Here is a 25,056-nt window from a genome sequence, read left to right on the forward strand (position 1 = left end):
CAGGGGTGAAATAAAAAAACCGGACGTTGTCCGGTTTTTTTTTGCCCTCAGTTTTTCGCCTTGGCGGCGGCCTCTTTCAATTCTTTGAGGCGGGCATCGATCAACTGGCACTTGTCGGGGAACTCCGCGCTCTGGGTATCCAGGTCCATTTTCTGCAACTCGTCGTTCATCTCCTTGGCCTTGGAGGGGTTCTGTTCGGTGAGTTTCGCCACTTCCTGCCCCAGCTGTTCGCGCTTGGCGGTCGCCTCGTCCGGCGTACAGGCCCAGGCGGGCAGGGCAGTGAGCAACGTGGCGGCAATGACCAGGTTCATCAGGGTTTTCATACTGCGACCTCCTTGGTGGTTATGTGCAGTTGAGGACGCGAACGTCTGGAAAGTTCAGAGAAATGACGCTCGTCCATTCGGCTGAACGGCCAGTGACGCGGCGTGTCACACCTTGAGACGGGCTCCCTTTCCATCGGCCCGCAGGAGGAATCAGGATGACGACTTACAACTGGGATTTGATCGAACGTCTGCTGCATGAAGTGCAGAACGGCGAGGGCAGCTTCGCCCCACGCAAGTACGCCGAAGAGGAAGCGGCCGAGAAGGCCACGGCGGGCGAGTCCACGGGCAACCTGGATGCGTTGAAAAAAACCGCTGCGGATTATGAAGCGCTGCTGTTCAAGCGCGGTTTTATTGAATCGCGACCTGAGGAAGAGGGCGGCAACGGCGAAAACTTTATCCTGACCGGGCTCGGCGCGCAGTTGCTGGCGCTGATCGACAGCTCTATTCCGGGCAATGATCACCCACGCCAAGTGCTGGATGAGCAGGCAGATGCGTTGGACCCGGCGACCTTTGCTGAAGTGGCGTCCAAGGCACAGATCGCTTGAATCCCTCCATACCCGGCCCCTTCGCGCCGCCGGGTACGCCGAAGCTGTCAGATCGGTAATCTGCCGCTAAGGTTGCTGACAGCTGGCGCCGCCTAATCTGCAGCCATTCATCTCATGGACTTGAATCGGCATGCATTCCACTACCTCCAGACGAACCTTCGTCAAAGGCCTGGCCGCCGGCGGCTTGCTCGGTGGGCTCGGGCTGTGGCGCCCGCCGGTTTGGGCGCTGAGCAATCCCGACCACCCCACCGTGCTGACGGGCAGCGAATTCGATCTGTTTATCGACCAGACGCCCGTCAACCTCAGCGGCCAACAGCGTACCGCGCTGACGATCAATGGCAGCCTGCCCGGCCCGCTGTTGCGCTGGCGCGAGGGCGACACCGTGACCCTGCGCGTGAAGAACCGGCTCAACGAGCCTACCTCGATCCACTGGCACGGCATCCTTCTGCCGTCCACCATGGACGGCGTGCCTGGCCTCAGTTTTGAGGGGATCGAACCGGGTGGGGTGTATGTCTACCAGTTCAAGGTCAAGCAGCATGGTACCTATTGGTACCACAGCCATTCCGGGTTTCAGGAGCAACAGGGCGTGTACGGGCCTCTGGTCATCGATCCCAGGGAGCCGGAGCCGTTCAGTTGCCAGCGTGACTACGTCGTGATGCTGTCTGACTGGACCGACGAAGACCCCGTCGCGCTGATGAAGACCCTCAAGAAGCAGTCCGATTACTACAACCGGCACAAGCCCACGGTGGGCGATTTTGTCCGCGATGCAGGCCAGCGCGGCTGGTCGGCTACCGTCGCCGATCGGCTGATGTGGGCGCGCATGAAGATGAATCCTACCGACCTCGCGGACGTCAGCGGCGAGACCTACACCTACCTGCTCAATGGCCAGCCGCCCGGTCGCAACTGGACCGGCTTGTTTGAGGCAGGGGAGAGAATTCGCCTGCGCTTTATCAACGGCTCGGCGATGACCTATTTCGATGTGCGCATTCCGGGGCTGAAGATGACCGTTATCGCCGCCGACGGCCAGCCGGTGCAACCGGTCAGCGTCGACGAGTTCCGCATTGCCGTGGCTGAAACCTTTGATGTGCTGGTCGAGCCCACTGCCGCCGCCTACACGCTGTTTGCCCAGTCGATGGACCGTACGGGGTATGCCCGTGGCACGCTGGCCCGGCAGGCGGGGGCGGAGGCCTCAGTGCCGGCGCTTGATGCGCGCCCTTGGATAACCATGGACGACATGGGCATGGGCGGCATGGACCACGGCGCCATGGGCGATATGCCGGATATGGAAGGCATGGACCACAGCGCCATGGGTTCGATGTCGATGCAGAGCCATCCGGCCAGCGAGCAGGACAACCCGCTGGTGGATATGCAGGCGATGAGCCCGATGCCCAAGCTCGACGACCCCGGCGTCGGCCTGCGTAACAATGGCCGGCGCGTCCTGGCCTATGCCGACCTGCGCAGCACCTTCGAAGACCCCGATGGCCGTGATCCCTCGCGTACGATCGAGTTGCACCTCACCGGGCATATGGAGAAGTTTGTCTGGTCATTCAATGGTGTGAAATTTTCCGCTGCCGAACCCTTGCAACTGACCTATGGCGAGCGGGTGCGACTGGTATTAGTCAACGACACCATGATGAGCCACCCGATTCACCTGCATGGCCTGTGGAGCGACCTTGAAGATGAAAACGGCCAGTTCCAGGTGCGCAAACACACGATCGACATGCCACCGGGTACCCGGCGCAGTTACCGCGTGACGGCCGATGCTCTCGGCCGCTGGGCCTATCACTGCCACCTGCTGTACCACATGGAAATGGGCATGTTCCGTGAAGTTCGCGTGCATGAATGAGGAAGCGGGCATGAACCATCGTGTTATATCGCTGTGCATCACGTTTGCCACATTAACCTGCGGCTCGCTGGTGTTGGCGGATGAACTTCAGGGCATGAGCCCGGCGGCTTCGTCCGCACCCACCCAAAGCCGCACACCGATCCCGGTACTGACCGACGCCGATCGCGCAGCGGTCTATAACGCGCCTGGCGGGCACAGTGTGCACGACAGCGCGATTCATTCGATGCTGCTGATCAACCAGTTGGAATGGCAAGGCGCCGACGATGGCAGTGCGCTGAACTGGGATATCAAGGGCTGGGCCGGCGGTGATATCGACCGACTGTGGCTGCGCAGCGAAGGCGAACGCAGCGCCGGCCGCACTGACAGCGCCGAAGCCCAGGTTTTGTGGGGGCACGCCATCAGCCCTTGGTGGGACTTGGTTGGCGGTGTGCGGCAGGATTTCAAACCCGGTCACAGCCAAAGCTGGGCAGCCTTTGGCATCCAGGGCATGGCGCTCTACAACTTTGAGGCCGAGGCGACGCTGTTTGTTGGCGAGTCGGGCCGCACCGCGGCCCGGCTGGAAGGCGACTACGACATTCTGCTGACCAACCGCCTGATCCTGCAGCCGACCGCGGAACTCAACTTTTATGCGCAAAACGATCCGCAGCGCCGCGTGGGCTCAGGCCTTGCGGAAAGCGAATTGGGCCTGCGGTTGCGCTACGAGGTACGCCGAGAGTTTGCGCCTTACGTGGGGGTCAGTTGGAACCGCACCTATGGGCAGACAGCACAGTACGCCCGCGCGGAGGATGAAGACGTCAGCCAACTGCGCTGGCTGGTCGGTGTGCGCCTATGGTTTTGACACTTTTCCTATACCTATAACTCGCCGCCTTGAGCGGCCTGGAGCCTTGCATGTCTCTGTTGAAAACTGCGTTAGCGGGTGGTGCGCTGTGGGCCGGATTAATCCTCAGCCTGCCGGCCGCGGCCCATCCGAAATTGCTCTCGTCCATTCCAGCCGCTGGCACCCAGGGCACGCCGCCCGCGGTCATAGAGCTGCGCTTCTCGGAGAACCTGCTGACGCAGTTTTCCGGCGCCAAGCTGACCATGACCGATATGCCCGGCATGCCCAACTCGCCGATGCCGGTCAAGGCCAGTGTGGCAGCGAGCACCGATCCCAAAGTGATGTTGATCAAGCCGGCTTCCGTGCTGAGCACCGGTACCTATCGGGTTGACTGGCGCGCGGTGTCGTCCGATACGCACCCGATCACCGGTAACGTAGTATTCAGCGTTCAGCCATGAGTGAATTGAGCCAAGTCGCCCTGCGGTTTGCCCTCTATCTTGACCTGATGTTGTTGTTTGGCTTCGGGCTCTTTGGGCTTTACGGGCTGAACGCTTCGCAGCGCACGCTACTGAACTTCAAGAGGCTGATGGGGTGGACGGCGGGCCTGGGGGTGTTGTTGTCCGTGGCGTCGCTGCTGTCCATGACCCAGGCCATGAGTGGTGCCAGCGATTGGCAGGCGTTATGGCCACATTTGCAGATGATGCTCTGGCAGACCGACCTGGGTGTGGCCTGGTGCCTGCGTATCGTGGCGCTGGTCCTGGCAGGGTGTACTACCCGCTTGCTGCCGGCCACGGTGTTGGGGGGCGTCGCGCTCGTGACACTGGTCTGGAGTGGGCACGGCGTGATGCACGAAGGGATGCTGGGCGCGTGGCACATCATCAGCGACGCGGCACATCTGCTGGCTGCGGGAGGCTGGGTCGGGGCGTTGGCGGCGTTTGGGCTGTTGTTGAGGCGCGCATTGTTTCGGGACCGTTATCGCGTCGAGGTGTTGGCCGGGGCACTTGCAGGGTTTGAGCGTATCGGCGCGGGATTCGTCGCGGTGCTGATCGTCACCGGTGGGGTCAATTATCTGTTGGTGGTGGGGCCGAACCTGGACGGCATCAACGGCAGTGTCTACGCGATCCTGTTGGGCCTGAAGCTCGGCGTTTTTAGCTTGATGCTGGGGCTGGCGGCACTCAATCGTTTCCATCTGGTTCCGTTTCTGCAACGGTCCCTGGCGGCGGGCGACACTGCCGCTGCGGGCCGCGTGCTGCGGCGCAGCATGGCCCTGGAGTTCGGCGCGGTGGTATTGATCCTGGGGCTGGTGGCTTGGCTGGGAACCTTGGCGCCGGGCTAGGGTTGCACGCTTTTCAGGCACTTGAGCGCCTGGAAGTCACTGCGGACCTTGTCGATTTTTTGCGAGAGTTTCAGCCGTTGCTGCACTGTGCTTTCAGCCGTCAGATCCACGAGCAGGCTACGGGCAGCTGTTTCAGTCTGGGCGTAGGCGACGCGATACTCTGGAGTCCATAGGCTTTCGCGGTTCACCAGCAATTGCTCGATTTTCTGCGGGAAATCGGCGCCGTCACGGTGTTGCACCGCTTCGATAAATTGCGCCTGCCAGCGGGCGCGGTTGCCGATCCACTGCTGGTTCTGTTCACCCAGGTCGATTGACCAGGTCATCACGCGGTTCTGCTGGCTGGCGCTGAGCGGGCCCATCCAGGTCTCCAGGCGCTTGTTCATGCGCTCGGCGCGTTCCTTGATCTGCTGGGGGAGGGGCGGCTTGAGGTATTCGTCCTGGCGTTTGCGCAGGTCTTTGGCCAGGGCTTGGTTCATGTCCTTGACCTGTTGGTCGTCCAGGCCTTGCAGCAATTGGATCGCTGACGGGGTGACCTGTTGCGCAATCTCGGCAATCGCCTGCTTGGCTTCGACGGTGCGGGTCTGTAGTGCGGCGTCGGTGACCTGGTGGTTGTCGACCATCTGTTGCAGGCGGTCGAGCCAATCCAGATAACCCGGCAATTGTGTGGTGCAGTGCCAGGCCAGGTGTTCCTTGAGTGTGTCGTTGAACCAGGTCTTTTGCCCGGGGGTCATGTCCAGGTAGTCACTGAGGGTCCAGGGGATGATGACATCGAGATTGCGGTAGGCCAGGCCCACGCGATTGCAGCCGGCGAGCACCAGGCTCAGGGCCAGCAATACCAGCAGAAGTTTGAGCCGTTGCAGCATGGGCGGGTCCTTGCGCGGGAGGGGGTTAGTGCATGTGAACCCGCGGCAGGCACCACAGTTCAGCCCATCAATAAAACGACCGCGCGGCCTTCAAGGTCAACAGGCCATCGCATTGCGAATTGTGTCCGGAGTAGGCCGAGCAATCGCTGCCGGTGAGGCTGGAGCCGCTGTAGATCAGGTCTAGGTCAATGCCTTTCCAGGCGCGGGAAAACTGCACCGACCAGTCGCTGAAACTGCTGATGGCGCCGCCTTCCACCGACGCTGGCGTACCCAGTTGATGGGTGGTGTACTTCATGCTGACACCAATGCCGAAAGGCTGGGTGCCGCTGAGGTCGGCAAACAGCGTGCTGTCCTGGCGGTCGGGGTCGTTGCTGAAGGATGCACCGAAGCGGTTGCCCAACAGGTTCAGGCCACCGTAGAACTCCTGGCTGTTCCTGAGGCTGAGTGTGGGGTAGCTGTAGTGGATCAGCCCTACTTCGTAGCCGAGGGTCTGGTCGAAAGGATGTTTGAAGCCCATGTAGGAATCGACCTCGAGGTTGCTGGTCGATGACAGGCCCATGTTCGGGGAAAACTGGCCGATGTACAGACCGCTGTCGTGACTGAGGTCCAGGCCGCCATGGAATGAATCACTGCCGGGCGATGTCGGCTTGACCAGGCCCTGGGCCATGCTGCGGCTGGGGGTGGTGCCCAATTTAAGGTCGAAGTCGCCCAATTCGCGCTGGAAGATCTGCGCTTGGGCAAGCGGGCTGGCGGCCAAGGCACTGACCAGGAAGATATAGGGTTTGAGCATGCTTCACTCCATGAAAAGCGAGGAGCAGTGACGGAAAAATCGCGCAGATGCCCGTGCTAGACGTGTGCAAGCATACCGGCGAATGCCAGGCGATGAGTCCCGTTCGTCGATTAACGTATTAGAGGATCAGGCAGGCGGGTATTTCGGGCTCTAGTCCTAGCGCCTTGAAGGCAAGACGCTTAGGGACCAGGTGCGTTGCGCGGGGGTTACTTCTTGCCCAGGCTGATTTGCTTGGACGGGCCGAAAGTCTGGCCGCTCACGCCCTTGGCAATCTGCTGGATTTCGCCACCGGATTTGAGGAACGCAGCAATCTGGCTGTTGATCGATTCGCTGGTTTCAACGGCGGGAGCTGGCTTTGCTTTGCTGTTGGATGCTTTTACGCGCATGGCGGCCACTAACCTGTAGAAAATTAACTTGGCCAGGCATCGTACAGGAAATACTTGACAATTGCTTGGTAAATATCCCCTTGGAATTATAAGTGGGCTGGAAAATCAGCTGGTTTTAACTTTGCAATAAGCGCCTAACTGACTGTTTTAACTCGTAACGCTGGGGGTGAAATGGCCGTTGTGCCGTGGAGCAATCGAGCTGTTTGATCTGACGAGCGGGGCGCTGCCAGTAGAACGCCATGCCAGCCGCGATTTTTCAGGCGCGCGCGCGTGCTGCACGCAACTCGGGTAGAATGCCGCCCACGCAATGAGGGTATTGGAAATGGCTTTAGTCGGGCGCTACAACAGCTTGCAAGTGGTTAAACACACTAACTTTGGTTTGTACTTGGATGGTGCGCAAGATGGCGAAATCCTCTTGCCTAATCGTTACATCCCCAAAGATATTCCCAGTGAAGATGAAGACTGGCTTAACGTTTTCATCTATCTGGACAGCGATGACAAACTTATCGCCACCACCGAAAAACCGAAAGTTCAAGTCGGCGAATTTGCCAGTTTGAAAGTCGTCGAAGTCAACAGTATTGGTGTGTTCCTTGATTGGGGCTTGCCCAAGGACCTGTTGCTGCCGTATTCGGAAGAAAAGCGCCAGTTGAGCGCCGGTGAATATTGCGTGGTGCACGTCTACCTCGATAAGCACACCAAGCGCATCACGGCGACTGCACGCCTGGACCGTTACCTGGACAAGACGCCGGCCAACTACCAGGTGGGCCAGGAGGTCGATCTGCTGGTGGCCGAAGCCACCGACATGGGTTTCAAGGCGATTATCAACAACAAGCACTGGGGCTTGATTCACAAGAACGAAGTGTTCAAGTTCCTGCGCCCGGGCAAGGAAGAGAAGGGCTTTATCAAGGAGATCCGCGCCGATGGCAATATCAGCCTGAGCCTGCAGCCGGTTGGCCAGGAAGCGGCCTCCAGCCTGAACTCGAAGATCCTCGCCAAGTTGCGTGAAAACAACGGCAGCCTGCCGGTCAGCGACAAGAGCGACCCGGCGGTGATCAGCAACTTGTTTGGCGTGAGCAAGGGCAACTTCAAGAAAGCCATTGGTGCACTCTACAAGCAGGGCCAGATTGTGATTCACGCGGATCGCATTGAACTAAGCTGAGTTCGCTTGGCTCTCTGGTAGGAGCGAGCGTGCTCGCGAAAAAGGTACATCCGACGCAGCGATGCGCTTGGAATACATTCGCGAGCACGCTCGCTCCTACAGAGGTTGTATCAATGTCCAAGACGTCTGTCTTCGCCTACCTCGGCACCTTGTTCGCCTTTCTGGTGCTCGACGGCCTCTGGCTCGGCGTCCTTATGGGCCCGACCTACAAATCCCTGCTGGGCCCACTGATGCTTGATCAGCCTCGCCTGTTGCCCGCCGTGCTGTTCTATCTCCTGTACGCCATCGGTTGCGTGGTCTTGGTGGTCCTTCCCAGCGCAAGCTGGCAACGCGCGGCGCGCCTGGGTGCTTTGCTCGGCCTGGTGGCCTATGGCACCTATGACCTGAGCAATTGGGCCACGCTGCAAGGCTGGTCGGCCGGCTTGGCGGTGATGGACATGGCGTGGGGCACTCTTCTGACCGCGGCGTGCTGCACGGTCGGGCACTTGTGTGCACATCGAGTGCACCGGTGATTGTGTACAGGATTTATGTGCACCGTTGCTGAGCGTCTTACCAGCCTCTAGCCAAGCATAAATACCTTTGCAACCCGCGCTGCAGGGGGATTGTGTGCTATTGGCACGCATTCTGCTGACTCTATCGTATACAAACCATGCCGCCTCCCGTATGCATCCCGTTACGGCAGCGCAGGCCGGTATTTCGAGGAGCCCAGCGATGACCGAACAATTGCCCAAAGGCTACAGCCCCCGCCTGTATAACCAGGACCTGGGCCCGCAGCCGCAGAAGTGGACCTGGTACAACATCTTCGCGTTCTGGATGAGCGACGTGCACAGCGTCGGTGGCTATGTATTCGCCGCCAGCCTGTTCGCCCTCGGGTTAGCCAGTTGGCAGGTGTTAATCGCCTTGCTCGCGGGTATTTGCATCGTGCAATTGATTGCCAACCTGGTGGCCAAGCCCAGTCAGCAAGCAGCGGTGCCTTATCCGGTCATCTGCCGGCTGGCGTTTGGCGTGTTTGGTGCGAATATTCCTGCGGTGATTCGCGGCCTGATCGCCGTGGCGTGGTATGGCATTCAGACTTATCTGGCGTCCAGTGCCCTGATCATTGTGGTGCTGCGCTTTTTCCCGCAGATGGCCGTGTATGCAGAGCCGCACTTCGCAGGCCTGTCCTACCTTGGCTGGTTGGGTTTTCTGAGCCTGTGGGTGCTGCAGGCGGCCGTGTTCTGGGCCGGCATGGAATCCATCCGCCGTTTTATCGACTGGGCCGGGCCGGTGGTCTACGCGGTGATGTTCGTCCTGGCGGGTTGGATTGTGTGGAAGGCGGGTTGGGCGAATATCAGCTTTACCCTGTCGGAGAAATCCCTGTCGGGCTGGCAGGCGTTTGGCCAGGTCATTGTGGCGACGGCGCTGGTGGTCTCGTATTTCTCCGGGCCGACCCTGAATTTCGGCGACTTCAGCCGCTACTGCCGCAGTATGCGTGATGTGCGGCGCGGTAATTTCTGGGGGTTGCCGGTGAATTTCCTGGCGTTCTCCCTGGTCACCGTGGTGATCGTCTCGGGCACCTTGCCGGTGTTTGGCGAAATGCTGCATGACCCGATCGCCACCGTGTCGCGAATCGACAACAGCATGGCCGTGTTGCTGGGGGCCTTTGCCTTTGTGACGGCGACCATTGGCATCAACATCGTTGCCAACTTCGTGTCCCCGGCCTTTGACTTTGCCAACGTCGCGCCAAGCAAGATCAGCTGGCGTGCCGGCGGGATGATCGCGGCGGTGGCGTCGATCTTCATTACGCCGTGGAACTTGTTCAATAACCCGCTGATGATCCACTACACCCTCGACATCCTCGCGGCATTCATCGGGCCGCTGTTCGGGATTCTGCTGGTGGACTTCTACCTGATCAAAAAGCAGAAGATCGATGTGGATGCGCTGTTCGATGACAGCCCCAGCGGGCGCTATTACTTCGACGGCGGTGTGAATTGGACAGCGGTCAAGGCCCTGTTGCCCGCGACGCTGGTGGGTGTCGCGATCACTTTTACCCCAGCCTTGCAGGGCATGGCCAACTTCGCCTGGTTTACCGGCTGCTTCCTGGGTGGGCTGTTTTTCCTGGTGCTGGCGCGGCGTGAGCAGGTTCGTGCGCCGGCACCGTTGGTCGCGGGCTGACCAACACCCCTCCCGCCACTAACAGGCCTGCACCGGCGATCAGCAACGCGGGTTGCAGGCCACCGCTCAGGTGGCTGCTCACCGACGCCAGCAACGGCCCACTCAATTGGCCGATGGCAAAGCTGGCGGTCAGCAGCCCGGTGTTGCGCTGATAGCCGTGGGGCGCAACGTCCCGCAGGCGCGCCATCACCAACTGCATGCAGGCCAGGAAGGGTCCGCCGCACAGCAACACCCCCAGCGCCAGACCCCAACCGTTACCCAGCAGGCAGGCAAATACGCCGGCCGCTTGCAGCCACAACGTGCTCATCAGCCAGCGGCGGGTGGTGTCCGGGTCCTTGCGCCGCAGGCTTGCGACCACCACGCCAATCGCCGCCGCCAAACCAAAGCAGGGCCAGAACAGATCGGCCTGCCAGGCGCCCTTGAATTGCGCGCTGGCCATCTGTGACAGGAACGTCGCCGGAATGATGTAGCCCAGGCCGAACAACACATAGATCCAGCACAGGTGGGTAATGCTGCCGTTGCTGGCTGTGTCGGCGTGGCTTGCAACAGGCGCAGTGACGGCGGACGGCTGGGGCAAGCATGGCAAGATTGCCAGCAGCATCACCAGCGCCACGACGCCATAGACCAGCCACAACGTTGCAGAGCTTTGGCCCAACAGGTTGGAGCCCAACGCCAGCAATCCGGTCAACAGAATCCCCAGCCCTGGCGCGGCGAACACCAGCGCCCCCAGGCGTGCACGTCCAGCGGCAATCGCCAGTGGCTGGCTCAGGCTGGTGATCATCACCAATACCCAGGCACTTGCAACGCCGGTACCGAAGCGCAACAGCAGGTGCGGCCAGAACCCATGGGCCCAGTACGAGGCCAGGGTCAGCAGCGCGCACAACCACAGCCCGCCATACAGGCGACCACGCACATGGTGATGGCTGCGGGCGAAGATCGAGTCCACCGCTCCCACGAAGTAACCCAGGTAATTGGCGGCGGCGATCAGCCCGGCGCCGGTCAGGTCGATCTGGCCTTCGCTGAGCAGATGGGGCATTTGCGGGGTGAGGGCGAAGCGGCCAATGCCCATGGCCATCATCAGGGCGATAAAGCTGGCGAGTAAGCGGATCAGCGCAGACATGGGCAGGCGTCCTGGACGAAAGCGAATGCCTGTAGGCTAAAGCGGATTGACTTTCTGTAAAAATGAATAATAGTGAGTAACTTGTTCAGTTTTGGAGAAAGGTGTGGAGTTCAGTCAATTGCGCATTTTCCAGGCCGTGGCGGAAGAGGGCTCCATCACCCGCGCTGCCGAGCGCCTGCACCGTGTGCCATCGAACCTGTCGACCCGGCTCAGGCAGATGGAAGAACAGCTCGGCGTCGAGCTGTTTGTGCGCGAACGCCAGCGTTTGCAGCTTTCTCCGGCGGGCAAAGTGTTGCTGGACTACAGCACCCGTCTGCTGGCGCTGCACGATGAAGCCCATGGCGCCGTGCAAGGCGGGCAACCGGCCGGCGACTTTGTACTGGGCAGCATGTACAGCACGGCGGCGGTGCACTTGCCGAAGCTGTTGGCGCGTTATCACAAGGCGTACCCGATGGTGAACTTGCAGGTGCAATCGGCGCCCAGCGGTGAATTGCTCGAAGGGTTGATTACCGGTCGCCTGGATGCTGCTTTTGTGGACGGGCCCATCACCATCGCCTCGTTGGACGGTTTAGCCCTGTGCGAAGAACGCCTGGTGCTGATATGCGAAGCCGATCACCCGCCGGTGCGCGGCCCCCAGGACGTTGCTGGCCGTTCGGTGTTCACTTTCCGACGCAGCTGCGCCTATCGCACGCGCCTGGAAACCTGGTTTTCCCACGAGCACGTCGCCATGGGCCGGGCGATTGAGATCGAGTCTTACCAGGGCATGCTCGCCTGCGTCATCGCCGGTTCCGGTGTGGCCTTGATGTCTGAATCCATGCTCGACAGCCTGCCGGGCAAGGACGGTGTGTCCGTTCATCCGTTGACAGGGCATTTTGCCACTGCGACCACCTGGCTGATGTGGCGAAAGGGTATGCTCGGCGCTAACCTCAATGCATGGATCGACCTGCAGCAAGAGGGCAAGGCCGAGTCCCTGCCAGGCACGCGCGCGATTGCTTGAGCGATCCGTCAGGATTGGGATCGATTCGGTAATAGTTCGTTGTGGTTTCGTTCAAGCAATACGTAGGACTTAGGGCTACTATCAATGTAGGAAAGGGCGACAGAATTTGCGCCTACCCGCATTACCCTCAAAGGGGGCAACCATGAAAGAGAAAATCCAAAATTGGCTCCACGACCTCGGCGTTGCACTGGGCTTGATCGAGCCACCGCTGCAACCGGTGCCGATTCGTACTGATGATGAGCAGCGTCGGCCGCGTCGTCGGTAAGACTTGGGAAGCGCTCACACGAAGCACGTTACGAGCTGTGTGAGCGTTGCGGAGTAAAGGTCTGTAGAGGTGTTATTTAGAGCGGGTGATTTTTGTCTTCCCGAAGCTGCGATCATCCTCATTAACCGGGCTGTTTGGGGCGTACTCTCCAACGACGGAAAACTCGCCGGTGTAATTGGGATCGACTTGAAAGTAAATTTCATGAGCGTAGTTGCGGCTTATAGACAGAGGAAAAGCGAGGCTTCCTGTTGCGTTATTGAATAGGAGCCTACATAGGCCGGAGTAGACCTCCACATTTTTTCCGTTCAGATGCACCCTGTCACCGGTTTGCAAGTTGGCGGGTACTGTAGGTCCGGGTGGATGTGAAGCTTTTGGATTTTTCATTTCAACACCTCGTTCCGTAAAGGTAACTATAAGCCCAGCTGTTTCCAGCTTGACATTGCAGTGTCAAGCTAATGCTGCGTTCAGCCTCATATCTACTGTCAGAAATACCAGTCCAGACCAACGGAAACTCCAAAATCCACGCAAAAAAAACGGGTGCGACATCCGACGTCGCACCCGCTGAAGAAACCGCTCTAAACCCGTTATTTCTTACAACGCCCGAGCCACCTCCGCCTCCGGCTGGCGCGACAGCAAGCTCACCAGCACAAAGCTCACCAACGCCACCGCCAGGCTGTAGTAGATCGGCGTGTTCGCATCCAGCCCATCCTTGAACATGAACACCAGCGCCGTCACGAAGCCCAGGGTCATGGACGTGATTGCCCCCGATGTGGTTGCCCGCTTCCAGAAGATCGCGCCGATCAGCGGGATCAGCATGCCACCCACCAGCAGGTTGTAGGCCAGGGTCAGGGCGCTGATCACGTCATTTACCACCAGTGCGATACCCAGCACGACGATACCGGTCAACATTGTGAACAGGCGGTTGATTGCCAGGCTCGATTGTTTACCACCGCGTAAACGTGGCAGCAGGTCTTCGGTCAATACGGTGGCCGCCGCCAGCAAGCCCGCGCTGGCGGTGGACATCATCGCCGCCAGTGCCGCCGCAATCACCAGCCCGCGAATCCCATCCGGCAGCGACGCTTTGACGATCGCCGCAAACGCGTTATTGACGTTATCCAGATCCGGGATCAGCACGTGCGCCGCCATGCCGATCAAGGCACACGCCAGGCCATAGAGGATGCAGTAGAAACCAGCGAAAGTGCCTGCGTACTGGGCGACCTTTTCGTCCCGGGCGGTGAACACCCGCTGCCAGATGTCCTGGCCAATCAGGATGCCGAAGAAGTAGATCATGAAGTAGGTGATGATCGTGTCCCAGCCGATCGCGGTGAAGCTGAAGCTCGATGCTGGCAGCTTGGCCACCAGCTCATCCCAGCCGCCCACGCGGTACAGGCAGATCGGCAGCAGGATAAACATCAGGCCGACGGTCTTGATCACGAACTGCACGATGTCGGTGAGGGTCAGCGACCACATGCCGCCGATGGTCGAATACACCACTACCACGCCACCGCCCAACACCACCGAGATCCAGAACGGCAGGCCAAACAGCACTTGCAGCACCGTGCCGATGGCCAGGATCGAGGTCACGCCGATCATCAGCGCGTAGGCCAGCATGATCACCGCACTCGCCTGGCGAGCCATGGGGTTGTAGCGTTTTTCCAGGACCTGGGTCACGGTGAAGATCTTCAGCTTCAACAGCGGCTTGGCCAAAAACAGGTTCAGCGCGATGATCCCCATGCCCAATGCGGCACACAGCCAGAAGCCAGAGATGCCGTGCACATAGCCCAGGCGCACGGTACCGACGGTGGACGCGCCGCCCAGTACCGTGGCGGCCATGGTGCCCATGTACAGCGATGGCCGCAGGTTACGCCCGGCCACCAGGTAGTCTTCGTGAGTCTTGGCGCGGCGCATGCCGTAGTAGCCGAGCACAAGCATGCCGGCGGCGTAGATGAGTACGACGAATAAATCCAAAGCCATGACGGCGAGTCTCCGATTATCTTTTTTATTGGGGTCAGGCGGTCTGTTGCTGCGCTGATTGCGCGCGCGCGTCAGTGCGCTGGCTGCGAGGGTCCGTTGGCCCATAGACGGCAGCCGGTTCCGGGAACAGGCGAAGCAAGGTCAGGTACACCACCGAGGCCAGCCCCAGCGTCACCGGCAGGCTGATATCGATACCCTCGGCCAAGTTGCCCAGCGGCCCGACAAACTGCCCAGGCAAGTTGACGAAGCACAGGCCCACCAGCGCACTCGGGATCCAGGCCCCCAGCCCGCGCCAGTTCCAGCCATGGCTGAACCAGTAGCGGCCACCGGTTTCGCCGCGGGTGAACACCTGCAGGTCATCCGGGCAGTAGAAGCCTCGGCGTACGATCAGGCCGATGATCATCATCACCATCCACGGCGTGGTGCAGGTGATGATCAGCACGGCGAAGGTCGACACGCTTTGCACCAGGTTGGCGGCGAAACGTCCGATAAAGATGAAGGCAATCGACATCACCCCGATCAGCAGCGTGGCCTTGACCCGCGACAAAACGCGCGGAAACACGCTGGACATGTCCAGCCCGGTGCCATACAGCGACGTGGTGCCGGTGGACATGCCGCCGATCACTGCAATCAGGCACACCGGCAGGAAGAACCAGCTAGGTGCCACCGCCAGCAAGCCGCCGACATAGTTGTTGGCCGCGATGTAGTCCGGCGCCTTGATCGCCACGATGGTGGCGGTAGCCAGGCCGAACAGGAACGGAATCAAGGTGGCGACCTGCGCCAGGACCACGGCCAGCATGATCCGGCCCTTCGGGGTTTCCCGCGGGATATAGCGCGACCAGTCACCCAGGAACGCCCCGAAGGAGATCGGGTTGCTCATGGCCACCAGCGCGGCGCCGATAAAGGCCGCCCAGAAACCGCTCTGGCCCATCGCGACGGTGCCGGCGAAGTGGCTGTCGAAGGTTGGCGCGAACGCGAAGATGCCCAGCAGGAACAGCAGGCTCGCCGCCCACACGGCAATGCGGTTGACCCACAGCATGAAGCGAAAGCCGTAGATGCACACCGTCAGCACGAGAATCGCGAATACGCCGTAGGCCAGGCCCAGGGTCAGGTCGGTTTCCGGCAGGCCGATCAGGCGTTTCGCACCGCCGACCAGGGCATCGCCGGAACTCCACACCGACAGTGAGAAGAACGCAATCGCGGTCAGCAATGACAAAAACGAACCGACAATTCGCCCATGCACGCCAAAGTGCGCGCCGGAAGACACGGCGTTATTGGTGCCATTGATCGGCCCGAACAGGCCCATGGGCGCCAAAATCACGGCCCCCACCAGCACGCCCAGCACAATCGCCCAGACCCCAGCCTGGAACGACAAGCCGAACAACACCGGAAAGGAACCCAGCACGGCGGTGGCAAAGGTATTGGCACCGCCGAAGATCAGGCGAAACAGATCCTTGGGCCCCGCGGTACGTTCGTGGTCCGGGATCTGTTCGACCCCGTTGGTTTCTATTTTGCGAATACTGTTGTCGTTGTTTTTATTATTCATGATCAGCTCCGATCACATTGGCTAAGGGGGCGGCAGCCCTTCCGGCATAGCGGACAAATGTTCGTGACAGGCCAGCCATAGGCCTTCTTGTTGTTCTGCGCGCAGCCCTTGCCGTTTGAAGACAATGGTCTCGCGTTCCTGGCTAAAAAATTGCTCCCCGTTCATGCGCAGCTCTGTGGCCACGTCATGCATGAAAATCGCCACGTCGCCTTGCAGGCAGACAAAGGCGTTGCTCGAGGTGCAGGACAGCACTTCGAATCCCTCGTCCCGCCGCCAACTGTCCCACAACGCCTGGTAGGCATCGCGACTGAGCAGCGGCTGGGGGAGGGTGTAGAACACGAAGCTGGCATCGGCGCTGAACGCGCCGAAGTAAGCCTCGCGATCATTGCGCGCGAAGGCTGACACCAAGTCGGCCGCAGCTTTCAACACTTCATGGGCGCTCATCAGCGATGGGCCACGCCGGGCAGTACGCAGAGCATTTCGTACAGCAGGTTGGCGCCCAGCAGCGAGGTGTTGCCGGTGGTGTCGTAGGGCGGCGAAACCTCGACCAGATCGCAACCAATCAGGTCGAGGCCCTGGCAACCACGGATGATCTCGATTGCCTGGATCGTGGTCAGCCCACCAATTTCTGGGGTGCCGGTGCCAGGTGCCCAGGCTGGGTCGATACCGTCGATGTCGAAACTCAGGTACACCGGGCCGCCACCGACTTTTTCGCGTACTTCGGCCATCAACGGTGCGAGGGAGTGGTGCCAGCATTCTTCGGCCTGGACCACCCGGAAGCCCTGCTTGCGGCTCCAGTTGAAGTCTTCGGCGGTGTAGCCCTGGGCACGCAGGCCGATCTGCACCACACGGTCACAATCGAGCAGGCCTTCTTCCACCGCGCGGCGGAAGGTGGTGCCGTGGGCGATTTTCTCGCCGAACATGTGGTCATTGACGTCAGCGTGGGCATCGATGTGCACCAGCCCGACCTTGCCGTGTTTCTTGTGGATCGCCCGCAGGATCGGCAGGGTGATGGTGTGGTCGCCACCCAGGGTCATGGGGATCACGTTGTGTTCGAGGATTTCGTCGTAGGCTTCTTCGATGATGCGCACGGCGTCGAGCAGGTTGAAGGTGTTGATCGCCACGTCGCCGATGTCGGCCACCGACAACGAATCGAACGGTGCGGCGCCGGTGGCCATGTTGTAAGGACGGATCATCACCGATTCGGCGCGGATTTCACGCGGCCCGAAGCGGGTGCCGGCGCGCAACGACGTGCCGATGTCCAGCGGTACGCCGATAAACGCGGCGTCCAGGCCCTTGGCCGACTGTAGGTGGGGTAGTCGCATCATGGTGGCGATGCCGGCGAAGCGCGGCATTTCGTTGCCGCCCAGTGGTTGGTGGAAAATCTTGTCCACAGGATTGCCTCAGCGTTGTTTTGTTTATTAGGGGTCGATTCTGCGAAAAGCCAGGGGAGGGAAGAATCGCCAGGGGCAAATACTTAGTTCAGATTTTTCTAAACTAATGGCTGAGGTAGACTCTGACGATTCTTGTAGGCGCGAGATTGCTCCTACAGTTACCGCGTTTTTGGAGGCCCGATGGCCAACGCCTTGCCCGACCTGAAACTCCTGCGCATCTTCGTCAGCGTCGTGCGCCACCAGGGGTTCGCCAATGCCCAGCACGAACTCAACCTGTCCACCTCGGCCATCAGCACCTATATGAGCCAGTTGGAGTCGGCGTTGGGCCTGGTGCTGTGTCATCGCGGCCGGGGCGGGTTCAGCCTGACCAGCAAGGGCGAGTTGTTCCACCAGGAAACCCTGCGCCTGCTCGGCGAACTGGAAGGCTTCGAGCAATACGCCGCCGCATTGAAGGGTGAGTTGCGCGGTACCCTCAAGCTCGGCGTGCTCGACTCTACCGTCAGCGACAAGGCCCTGCCGTTCGCCGAAGTCATCGGCGCCTATAGCCTGGAACACCCGGCGGTGCATTTGCATTTGTCGGTGATGAGCCCGTACGAACTGCAACTGGGCGTGCAGGACAATCGCCTCGACCTGGCCATCGGTGCCTTCTCCAATCGCATGAGCGGGCTGGTCTACATGCCGCTGTACCGCGAGCAACACTGGCTGTATTGCAGCACTCGCCACCCACTGTTCAACGAGCGGCGTATCCCCGAACAAGTGATTACCCAGCAACGCATGGTCGGGCGCGGCTACTGGAGCCAGGCGGAACTGGCGCGCCATGGTTTCAAGCACAGCGCCGCCACGGTGGAAAGTATGGAGGCACAGTTGATCCTGGTGCTGTCCGGCGCCTATATCGGCTACCTGCCCGAGCACTACGCCCAGGCCTGGGCTGACAAGGGTGACCTGCGCGTATTGCTGCCGGCGACCTTCGGCTACCAGGCGCCGTTCTCGATGATCATGCGCCGTGGCCGCAGTCGCGAACCGCTGATCCAGACCTTCCGCGATTTACTCAAAGCCCAGCTCAACCAGGCCTGAAGAACCATGTCCCGACCCCAATGTTCCCGCTGTCACAGGCCCGCTGCCCATTGCCTGTGCGCGCTGATCCCCCGCCTCGACAGCCGTACCCGTGTGTTGCTGTTGCAGCATCCGAGCGAGGTCAACCATGCGCTCAATACCGCGCGGCTGGCGGCGTTGGGTTTGAACAATGTGCAACTGGTGGTGGGGGAGGTCTTTGATGATCTGCCGACGCTATTGAGCCCGCCCGGCTATCAGGCGCGGCTGTTGTTCCCCGCCGACGACGCCCAGCCGCTGCAAGCCTATGCGCCCGACGATCAGCCGCTGTTGCTGGTGGTGCCCGATGGCACCTGGCGCAAGGCGCGCAAACTGCTGCACCTCAACCCTTTATTGGCGGCGTTGCCCCGGGTGGCCCTGGCCGAGGGTGGCGTGTCGCGTTATCGGCTGCGCAAGGCGCCGGGGCCGGGGGCATTGTCGACGGTCGAAGCGATCGTGCAGGCGTTGCAGGTGCTGGAGGCGCCGGTTTCGTTTGAGCCGTTGCTCAAGCCGTTTGATGCATTGATCGAAGGGCAGATTGCGGCGATGGGAGAGGAGGTCTTTCAGAAAAATCATGGTGACGGGCATTTGGGCTAGGCGGGTTATCGAGGTGCGGCTATCGGGGGCAAGCCCCCTCCCACAGTTGACGGAGTTCCTGCATGAGAATGCGGTCCAGTGTGGGAGGGGGCTTGCCCCCGATAGCGTCCACCCAGCCGCCACCTCCCTCGCTTATTCCTATAAGCCATAAGCACCACACTTTGCGTGATATGGCGCGCCTGGCTTTCCCGGTATGATGTTCGCCCCCGCAGTCTGGATTGCGAATACGCCATGACCTTGCAGTACCCTACAATCGCCGATTGCGTCGGCAATACGCCCCTGGTCCGCTTGCAACGCATGGCGGGTGAAACCAGCAATACCCTGTTGCTCAAGCTCGAAGGGAACAACCCGGCTGGTTCGGTCAAGGACCGCCCGGCGTTGTCGATGATCACTCGCGCCGAGCTGCGCGGGCAGATCAAGCCGGGCGATACCCTGATCGAAGCCACCTCGGGTAACACCGGGATTGCCCTGGCCATGGCCGCGGCGATCAAGGGCTACAAAATGGTGCTGATCATGCCCGACAACGGCAGCGCCGAGCGCAAGGCGGCGATGACCGCCTATGGCGCCGAACTGGTGCTGGTCACCCAGGAAGAAGGCATGGAAGGTGCCCGCGACCTTGCCGAGCGCATGGCCGCCGAAGGCCGTGGCCAGGTACTGGACCAGTTCGCCAACGGTGATAACCCCGAAGCGCACTACACCACCACCGGCCCGGAAATCTGGCGCCAGACCCAAGGCACGATTACCCATTTCGTCAGCTCCATGGGCACTACCGGCACCATCATGGGCAACTCGCGCTACCTCAAGGAGCAGAATCCTGCGATCCAGATCATCGGCCTGCAACCGATGGAAGGCGCGGCGATCCCCGGTATCCGGCGCTGGCCCGAGGAGTATCTGCCGAAGATCTACAACGCCTCGCGGGTGGATCGCATCATCGACATGGCCCAGCGTGAAGCCGAAGACACCACCCGTCGCCTGGCCCGTGAAGAAGGTATCTTCTGCGGCGTGTCGTCCGGTGGGGCCGTGGCTGGCATGCTGCGCCTGTCCAAGGAAGTGGAAAACGCGGTGATCGTCGCGATCATCTGTGACCGAGGCGACCGTTACTTGTCGACCGGCATTTTCGACGAACCCAACTGATGGCCAAGCACGAGAGAGGCCTGCGCTTCCAACCGACGGGCGGCAGCCGGGCCCCGCAGATTCCTGTAGGCAAGAAGCAGCGCCTGACCATCGAGCGCCTGGCCAATGATGGCCGTGGCATCGTGTTCTTTGAGGGGCGCACCTGGTTCGTCAACGGCGCGTTGGCCGGCGAAGAGGTGGAAGCGCGGGTGCTGGGCGCCCACGGTAAGGTGGTCGAGGCGCGTACCGAGCGGGTGTTCAAGGCCAGCGAATTACGCCGCCCGGCACCGTGCGCGCACTTTGGCCGCTGCGGCGGTTGCAGCGTGCAGCACTTGCCCCATGACGAACAACTCGCCCTGAAACAGCGCATGCTCGCCGAGCAACTGTCCCGTGTGGCCGGTGTCGAACCGCAAGAATGGGCCGCGCCGTTGAGCGGGCCGGAGTTTGGCTATCGGCGTCGCGCCCGAGTGGCCGTGCGTTGGGATGCCAAGGCCAGGAAACTGGAAGTCGGTTTCCGCGCCGTGGCCAGCCAGGACATTGTCGCCATCGACGATTGCCCGGTGCTGGTACAGGCCTTGCAACCGATCATGCAGCGTCTGCCGAACATGCTGCGTCGCTTGAGCAAGCCTCAGGCATTGGGGCATGTGGAGGTGTTCAGCGGGTCGTCCAGCGCCGTGTTGCTGCGGCATATGGCGCCGTTGTCGGATGCGGACCTGCTGATCCTGAAAGAATTTTGTAACTTCCATGAAGCCCAGTTGTGGCTGCATGGCGAAGGCCAGCCGGAGCCTGTCGAGCCTGATCAGTCGCTGGGTTTTCGATTGGACGCATGGGACTTGGAGTTGGCGTACCGACCAGGGGATTTTGTCCAGGTCAACGCCGGGGTCAACGAGGCGATGGTTGCCCAGGCCCTGAACTGGCTGGCACCACAACCCGATGAGCGGGTGCTGGACCTGTTTTGCGGCCTGGGCAACTTCGCCCTGCCGCTGGCGAAACAGGTGCGCGAAGTGGTGGCGGTGGAAGGCGTGCAGGCCATGGTGGACCGGGCTGCACGGAACGCCATCAGCAACAATTTGCATAATGTGCAGTTTTTTCAGGCCGATTTGTCCCAGCCTTTGAATGACGTGGAATGGGCCAAACAGGGCTTTTCTGCGGTACTCTTGGACCCACCCCGCGATGGTGCCCTGGAGGTTGTGCGCAAGCTCGCCACCCTGGGGGCCAAGCGCCTGGTGTATGTGTCCTGTAACCCGGCGACGCTGGCGCGGGACACGGTTGAGCTGGTCAAGCAAGGCTACCGGCTAAAACGTGCCGGGATCCTCGACATGTTTCCGCAGACAGCGCATGTCGAGGCCATGGCGTTATTTGAAGCGGGCTAGGATGCCCGTTTAATCCGACTGGCCTGCGATCTCCAAGGCCTATGACCTGCCACGGAGTTCGCAGTAAAAAGGTCGGCGATGATTCTGGCGCATCGAAGGTGCGTCGTAGGGAAGGTAAGCAAGATGGTACAGGTGAGAGCACACCAGCCGATCAACACCGACGGCAGTATCAATCTCGAGGCATGGCTGGATCATGCCGTCAGTGTCGACCCGGCACTGGACCGTGAAGCCTTGAAAGCAGCCTGCGAGTTCGCTCGTGAGTCTGAACAGCAAGACAATGCGGCCAAGAACCTGTGGGCGGAGGGCACTTCCAGCTTTCGTACCGGGTTGGAAATCGCTGAGATCCTCGCCGATCTCAAGCTGGACCAGGATTCGCTGATCGCCGCCGTGCTCTATCGCGGCGTGCGTGAAGGGCACATCCCGTTGGCTACCGTTGGCCAGCGCTTTGGTTCGGTGGTGGCCAAGCTGATCGACGGCGTGCTGCGCATGGCCGCCATCAGTGCCAGCCTCAGCCCGCGCCAATCGATGGTGCTGGGCACCCAGGGCCAGGTGGAAAACCTGCGCAAGATGCTGGTGGCGATGGTCGACGACGTGCGTGTCGCGCTGATCAAGCTGGCCGAACGTACCTGCGCGATCCGTGCGGTGAAGACCGCTGATGACGAGAAGCGCAACCGCGTCGCCCGCGAAGTCTTCGACATCTACGCGCCCCTGGCCCACCGCCTGGGTATCGGCCATATCAAGTGGGAGCTGGAGGATTTGTCCTTTCGCTACCTTGAGCCCGACCAATACAAACAAATTGCTACCCTGCTGCATGAGCGGCGGCTCGACCGTGAGCGCTTCATCACCGACGTAATGGGCCAATTGCGGGCCGAGTTGCAGGCCACGGGTGTGGATGCCGACATCAGTGGCCGCGCCAAGCATATCTATTCGATCTGGCGCAAAATGCAGCGCAAGGGCCTGGCCTTCAGCCAGATCTACGATGTGCGTGCGGTGCGCGTGCTGGTGCCGGAAATGCGCGATTGCTACACCGCGCTGGGTATCGTCCACACCCTGTGGCGGCACATCCCCAAGGAATTCGACGACTACATCGCCAACCCCAAGGAAAACGGTTATCGCTCGCTGCATACGGCGGTGATTGGCCCCGAGGGCAAGGTGCTGGAAGTGCAGATCCGCACCCACGCCATGCACGAAGAGGCAGAGCTGGGTGTATGCGCGCATTGGCGCTACAAGGGCACCGACGTCAAGGCCGGGTCCAACCAGTACGAGGAGAAAATCTCCTGGCTGCGCCAAGTGCTGGAGTGGCACGAAGAACTCGGCGATATCGGCGGCCTGGCCGAACAGCTGCGCGTGGATATCGAGCCGGACCGGGTCTATATCTTCACCCCCGACGGCCACGCCATTGACTTGCCCAAAGGCGCCACGCCGCTGGACTTTGCCTACCGCGTACACACCGAAATCGGCCACAACTGCCGTGGCGCCAAGATCAATGGGCGCATCGTACCGCTCAACTACAGCCTGCAGACCGGTGAACAGGTCGAGATCATCACCAGCAAGCACGGTACGCCGAGCCGCGACTGGCTGAACCCGAACCTGGGCTACATCACCACGTCGCGGGCGCGGGCGAAGATCGTCCACTGGTTCAAATTGCAGGCGCGCGACCAGAACGTCGCCGCCGGCAAGACCCTGCTCGAACGCGAATTGGCGCGCCTCGGCCTGCCCCAGGTGGACTTCGACAAGCTGGCCGAGAAGGCCAACATGAAGGTCGCCGAAGACATGTTCGCCGCCCTCGGGGCTGGCGACCTGCGCCTGGCGCAACTGGTCAACCTGGCCCAGCAGTTGGTGGAGCCGGAGCGTGGCAACGAGCAACTGGAGCTCATCCCGCGCAAGGCCACCGGCTACAAGCCTGGCAAACGTGGCGATATCCAGATCCAGGGCGTGGGCAACCTGCTGACGCAAATTGCCGGTTGCTGCCAGCCTCTGCCGGGCGACGCCATCGTCGGCTACATCACCCAGGGCCGTGGCGTGAGCATTCACCGCCAGGACTGCGCTTCGGTGCTGCAACTGGGCGGGCGCGAGCCGGAGCGGATTATCCAGGTCAGTTGGGGCCCGGTGCCGGTGCTCACCTACCCGGTGGACATCATCATCCGCGCCTACGACCGTTCCGGTTTGCTGCGTGACGTCTCGCAAGTGCTGCTCAACGAGCGGATCAACGTGCTGGCGGTCAACACCCGCTCGAATAAAGAGGACAACACGGCGTTGATGTCCCTGACCATCGAGATCCCGGGGCTGGACGCGTTGGGGCGGTTGCTGGGGCGGATTTCCCAGTTGCCGAACATCATTGAGACGCGGCGCAACCGTACCCCATGAACGTCTGGATGAACACAGTCTGAAATGTGGGAGGGGGCTTGCCCCCGAAAGCGGAGTGTCAGGTACCAGATTCTTGGTTGACCCACCGCAATCGGGGGCAAGCCCCCTCCCACATTTGATCGGCGGTGTTCATACCTGATCGGAAATAGAATGATGTATTCACTTGAAGACCTGCTGCACCTGATGAGCCGCCTGCGAGACCCGCAATACGGGTGCCCGTGGGATATCAAGCAAACCTACGCCACCATTGTCCCGCACACCCTGGAAGAGGCCTACGAAGTGGCCGACGCCATCGAGCGCGGCGATTTCGATCATCTGCAAGGTGAGTTGGGCGACCTGTTGTTCCAGGTGGTGTATTACAGCCAACTGGCGCGGGAAGAGGGGCGCTTCGAATTTGCCGGGGTGATCGACAGCATCACGCGCAAGCTGATTCGCCGTCATCCCCATGTGTTCCCGACCGGCGATCTGTATGCGCCACTGGATATTCCTCAGCTGAGCGAAGAACAGGTAAAGGAACGTTGGGAGCAGATCAAGGCCGAGGAGCGTGCGGAAAAATCCGACGCGCCAGAGCAACTGTCCTTGCTCGACGATGTGCCGACGGCCTTGCCGTCCTTGTCCCGTGCCGCCAAATTGCAGAAGCGCGCCAGCCAGGTCGGTTTCGACTGGCCGGCGGCCTTGCCGGTGGTGGATAACGTGCGCGAAGAGTTGGACGAAGTGCTCGAAGCCATGGCCGATAACGATCCGGCGGCCATCGCCGATGAAGTCGGTGACCTGCTGTTTGCGGCGGTCAACCTGGCTCGTCACCTCAAGGTCGACCCGGAAACCGCCTTGCGCGGCGCCAATGCCAAATTCGAGCGACGTTTCCGATTTATCGAACAGGCATTGCGCGATACGCGCCAATCCATGGAAGATTGCACCCTCGAAGAGTTGGACGCCCTGTGGGGCGAAGCCAAACGCCAGGAAAAGAACGTGTCCAGCTGCGGTTGAGCAGTTGCCTAAGTG

The 25,056-nt window shown here is 60.8% G+C and carries 25 protein-coding genes; 16 read left to right on the forward strand and 9 right to left on the reverse strand.

All coding sequences use genetic code 11. The features are described from left to right. Positions 1 to 47: 47 nt before the first annotated feature. Positions 48 to 323, reverse strand: coding sequence for a hypothetical protein (locus tag A7317_RS21855; RefSeq protein ID WP_024076801.1), 276 nt, complete (start codon positions 321 to 323; stop codon positions 48 to 50). Between the two features lie 155 nt (positions 324 to 478). Here A7317_RS21855 and A7317_RS21860 point away from each other — a divergent pair, with 155 nt between their 5' ends. From A7317_RS21860 to copD, 5 genes are all read left to right on the forward strand, one after another. Beyond that, a complete protein-coding gene (locus A7317_RS21860) occupies positions 479 to 868 on the forward strand; it encodes a hypothetical protein (RefSeq protein ID WP_024076800.1) in 390 nt (129 codons plus the stop codon). A 130-nt stretch (positions 869 to 998) separates the two neighbouring features. Then, positions 999 to 2,714 carry a copper resistance system multicopper oxidase gene (locus tag A7317_RS21865; RefSeq protein ID WP_069076816.1) on the forward strand — a complete coding sequence of 572 codons (1,716 nt, stop codon included), beginning with the start codon at positions 999 to 1,001 and terminating at the stop codon, positions 2,712 to 2,714. 10 nt (positions 2,715 to 2,724) lie between these two features. Next, positions 2,725 to 3,552: a copper resistance protein B gene (locus A7317_RS21870; RefSeq protein WP_069076817.1), complete on the forward strand. Its 828-nt coding sequence runs from the start codon at positions 2,725 to 2,727 to the stop codon at positions 3,550 to 3,552. A 50-nt stretch (positions 3,553 to 3,602) separates the two neighbouring features. Beyond that, entirely contained in the window at positions 3,603 to 3,989 is a 387-nt protein-coding gene (gene copC, locus A7317_RS21875; RefSeq protein WP_069076818.1) for a copper homeostasis periplasmic binding protein CopC, read from the forward strand. Then, a complete protein-coding gene (copD, locus tag A7317_RS21880) occupies positions 3,986 to 4,867 on the forward strand; it encodes a copper homeostasis membrane protein CopD (RefSeq protein ID WP_069076819.1) in 882 nt (293 codons plus the stop codon). The genes copC and copD overlap by 4 nt, the downstream gene beginning before the upstream one ends. Here the strand turns inward: copD and A7317_RS21885 are convergent. The 3 genes from A7317_RS21885 to A7317_RS21895 form a co-directional block, all read right to left on the reverse strand. Beyond that, positions 4,864 to 5,730 (reverse strand): DUF6279 family lipoprotein, encoded by an 867-nt coding sequence (locus tag A7317_RS21885; protein WP_024076795.1) that lies wholly within the window; start codon positions 5,728 to 5,730, stop codon positions 4,864 to 4,866. The genes copD and A7317_RS21885 overlap by 4 nt on opposite strands. A gap of 67 nt (positions 5,731 to 5,797) precedes the next feature. Then, positions 5,798 to 6,520, reverse strand: coding sequence for a TorF family putative porin (locus tag A7317_RS21890; RefSeq protein ID WP_069076820.1), 723 nt, complete (start codon positions 6,518 to 6,520; stop codon positions 5,798 to 5,800). Between the two features lie 206 nt (positions 6,521 to 6,726). Then, positions 6,727 to 6,906 carry a hypothetical protein gene (locus tag A7317_RS21895; RefSeq protein WP_003193095.1) on the reverse strand — a complete coding sequence of 60 codons (180 nt, stop codon included), beginning with the start codon at positions 6,904 to 6,906 and terminating at the stop codon, positions 6,727 to 6,729. Positions 6,907 to 7,228: 322 nt separating this feature from the next. On the opposite strand from A7317_RS21895, the gene A7317_RS21900 reads away from it, so the two are divergent. The 3 genes from A7317_RS21900 (at position 7,229) to A7317_RS21910 (ending at position 10,219) form a co-directional block, all read left to right on the forward strand. Beyond that, on the forward strand, positions 7,229 to 8,065 hold the full coding sequence (locus tag A7317_RS21900) for a S1 RNA-binding domain-containing protein (RefSeq protein WP_010208634.1): 837 nt from the start codon (positions 7,229 to 7,231) through the stop codon (positions 8,063 to 8,065). 113 nt (positions 8,066 to 8,178) lie between these two features. Then, positions 8,179 to 8,577 (forward strand): DUF2177 family protein, encoded by a 399-nt coding sequence (locus A7317_RS21905; protein ID WP_024076793.1) that lies wholly within the window; start codon positions 8,179 to 8,181, stop codon positions 8,575 to 8,577. A gap of 199 nt (positions 8,578 to 8,776) precedes the next feature. Further along, positions 8,777 to 10,219 (forward strand): NCS1 family nucleobase:cation symporter-1, encoded by a 1,443-nt coding sequence (locus A7317_RS21910; RefSeq protein WP_024076792.1) that lies wholly within the window; start codon positions 8,777 to 8,779, stop codon positions 10,217 to 10,219. Here the strand turns inward: A7317_RS21910 and A7317_RS21915 are convergent. Next, a complete protein-coding gene (locus A7317_RS21915; RefSeq protein ID WP_069076821.1) occupies positions 10,131 to 11,339 on the reverse strand; it encodes an MFS transporter in 1,209 nt (402 codons plus the stop codon). The genes A7317_RS21910 and A7317_RS21915 overlap by 89 nt on opposite strands. Before the next feature lie 103 nt (positions 11,340 to 11,442). Here A7317_RS21915 and ptrR point away from each other — a divergent pair, with 103 nt between their 5' ends. After that, the gene (ptrR, locus tag A7317_RS21920) at positions 11,443 to 12,336 is read left to right on the forward strand and encodes a putrescine utilization regulator PtrR (protein ID WP_024076790.1); all 894 of its coding nucleotides are present in this window, start codon (positions 11,443 to 11,445) and stop codon (positions 12,334 to 12,336) included. 142 nt (positions 12,337 to 12,478) lie between these two features. Continuing rightward, complete coding sequence (locus A7317_RS31310; RefSeq protein WP_003193089.1) at positions 12,479 to 12,601, forward strand: PA1414 family protein; 123 nt, start codon at positions 12,479 to 12,481, stop codon at positions 12,599 to 12,601. A gap of 591 nt (positions 12,602 to 13,192) precedes the next feature. Here the strand turns inward: A7317_RS31310 and A7317_RS21925 are convergent. From A7317_RS21925 to speB, 4 genes are read right to left on the reverse strand one after another with little or no spacing between them, the layout of a single operon-like run. Continuing rightward, complete coding sequence (locus tag A7317_RS21925; protein ID WP_069076822.1) at positions 13,193 to 14,575, reverse strand: sodium:solute symporter; 1,383 nt, start codon at positions 14,573 to 14,575, stop codon at positions 13,193 to 13,195. Positions 14,576 to 14,609: 34 nt separating this feature from the next. Then, positions 14,610 to 16,121, reverse strand: coding sequence for a purine-cytosine permease family protein (locus A7317_RS21930; RefSeq protein WP_069076823.1), 1,512 nt, complete (start codon positions 16,119 to 16,121; stop codon positions 14,610 to 14,612). Between the two features lie 21 nt (positions 16,122 to 16,142). Continuing rightward, entirely contained in the window at positions 16,143 to 16,565 is a 423-nt protein-coding gene (locus A7317_RS21935) for a YybH family protein (RefSeq protein ID WP_069076824.1), read from the reverse strand. Beyond that, positions 16,565 to 17,515 (reverse strand): agmatinase, encoded by a 951-nt coding sequence (speB, locus tag A7317_RS21940; RefSeq protein ID WP_017845302.1) that lies wholly within the window; start codon positions 17,513 to 17,515, stop codon positions 16,565 to 16,567. Before speB ends, A7317_RS21935 begins: the two co-directional genes overlap by 1 nt. A gap of 180 nt (positions 17,516 to 17,695) precedes the next feature. On the opposite strand from speB, the gene A7317_RS21945 reads away from it, so the two are divergent. From A7317_RS21945 to mazG, 6 genes are all read left to right on the forward strand, one after another. Then, positions 17,696 to 18,589, forward strand: a complete 894-nt coding sequence (locus A7317_RS21945) for a LysR family transcriptional regulator (RefSeq protein WP_024076785.1) — start codon at positions 17,696 to 17,698, stop codon at positions 18,587 to 18,589. 6 nt (positions 18,590 to 18,595) lie between these two features. Further along, complete coding sequence (locus A7317_RS21950; protein WP_069076825.1) at positions 18,596 to 19,201, forward strand: tRNA-uridine aminocarboxypropyltransferase; 606 nt, start codon at positions 18,596 to 18,598, stop codon at positions 19,199 to 19,201. Between the two features lie 231 nt (positions 19,202 to 19,432). After that, complete coding sequence (gene cysM / locus A7317_RS21955; protein WP_024076783.1) at positions 19,433 to 20,335, forward strand: cysteine synthase CysM; 903 nt, start codon at positions 19,433 to 19,435, stop codon at positions 20,333 to 20,335. Beyond that, entirely contained in the window at positions 20,335 to 21,687 is a 1,353-nt protein-coding gene (gene rlmD / locus A7317_RS21960) for a 23S rRNA (uracil(1939)-C(5))-methyltransferase RlmD (RefSeq protein WP_024076782.1), read from the forward strand. Before cysM ends, rlmD begins: the two co-directional genes overlap by 1 nt. Positions 21,688 to 21,810: 123 nt before the next feature. After that, positions 21,811 to 24,054, forward strand: coding sequence for a GTP diphosphokinase (gene relA, locus A7317_RS21965; RefSeq protein ID WP_024076781.1), 2,244 nt, complete (start codon positions 21,811 to 21,813; stop codon positions 24,052 to 24,054). Between the two features lie 153 nt (positions 24,055 to 24,207). Further along, positions 24,208 to 25,041 (forward strand): nucleoside triphosphate pyrophosphohydrolase, encoded by an 834-nt coding sequence (mazG, locus tag A7317_RS21970; protein ID WP_069076826.1) that lies wholly within the window; start codon positions 24,208 to 24,210, stop codon positions 25,039 to 25,041. The last annotated feature ends 15 nt before the right edge of the window (positions 25,042 to 25,056 follow it).

Origin of the sequence: Pseudomonas fluorescens, assembly GCF_001708445.1 — a bacterium.
Classification (GTDB): Bacteria; Pseudomonadota; Gammaproteobacteria; order Pseudomonadales; family Pseudomonadaceae; genus Aquipseudomonas; species Aquipseudomonas gorinensis.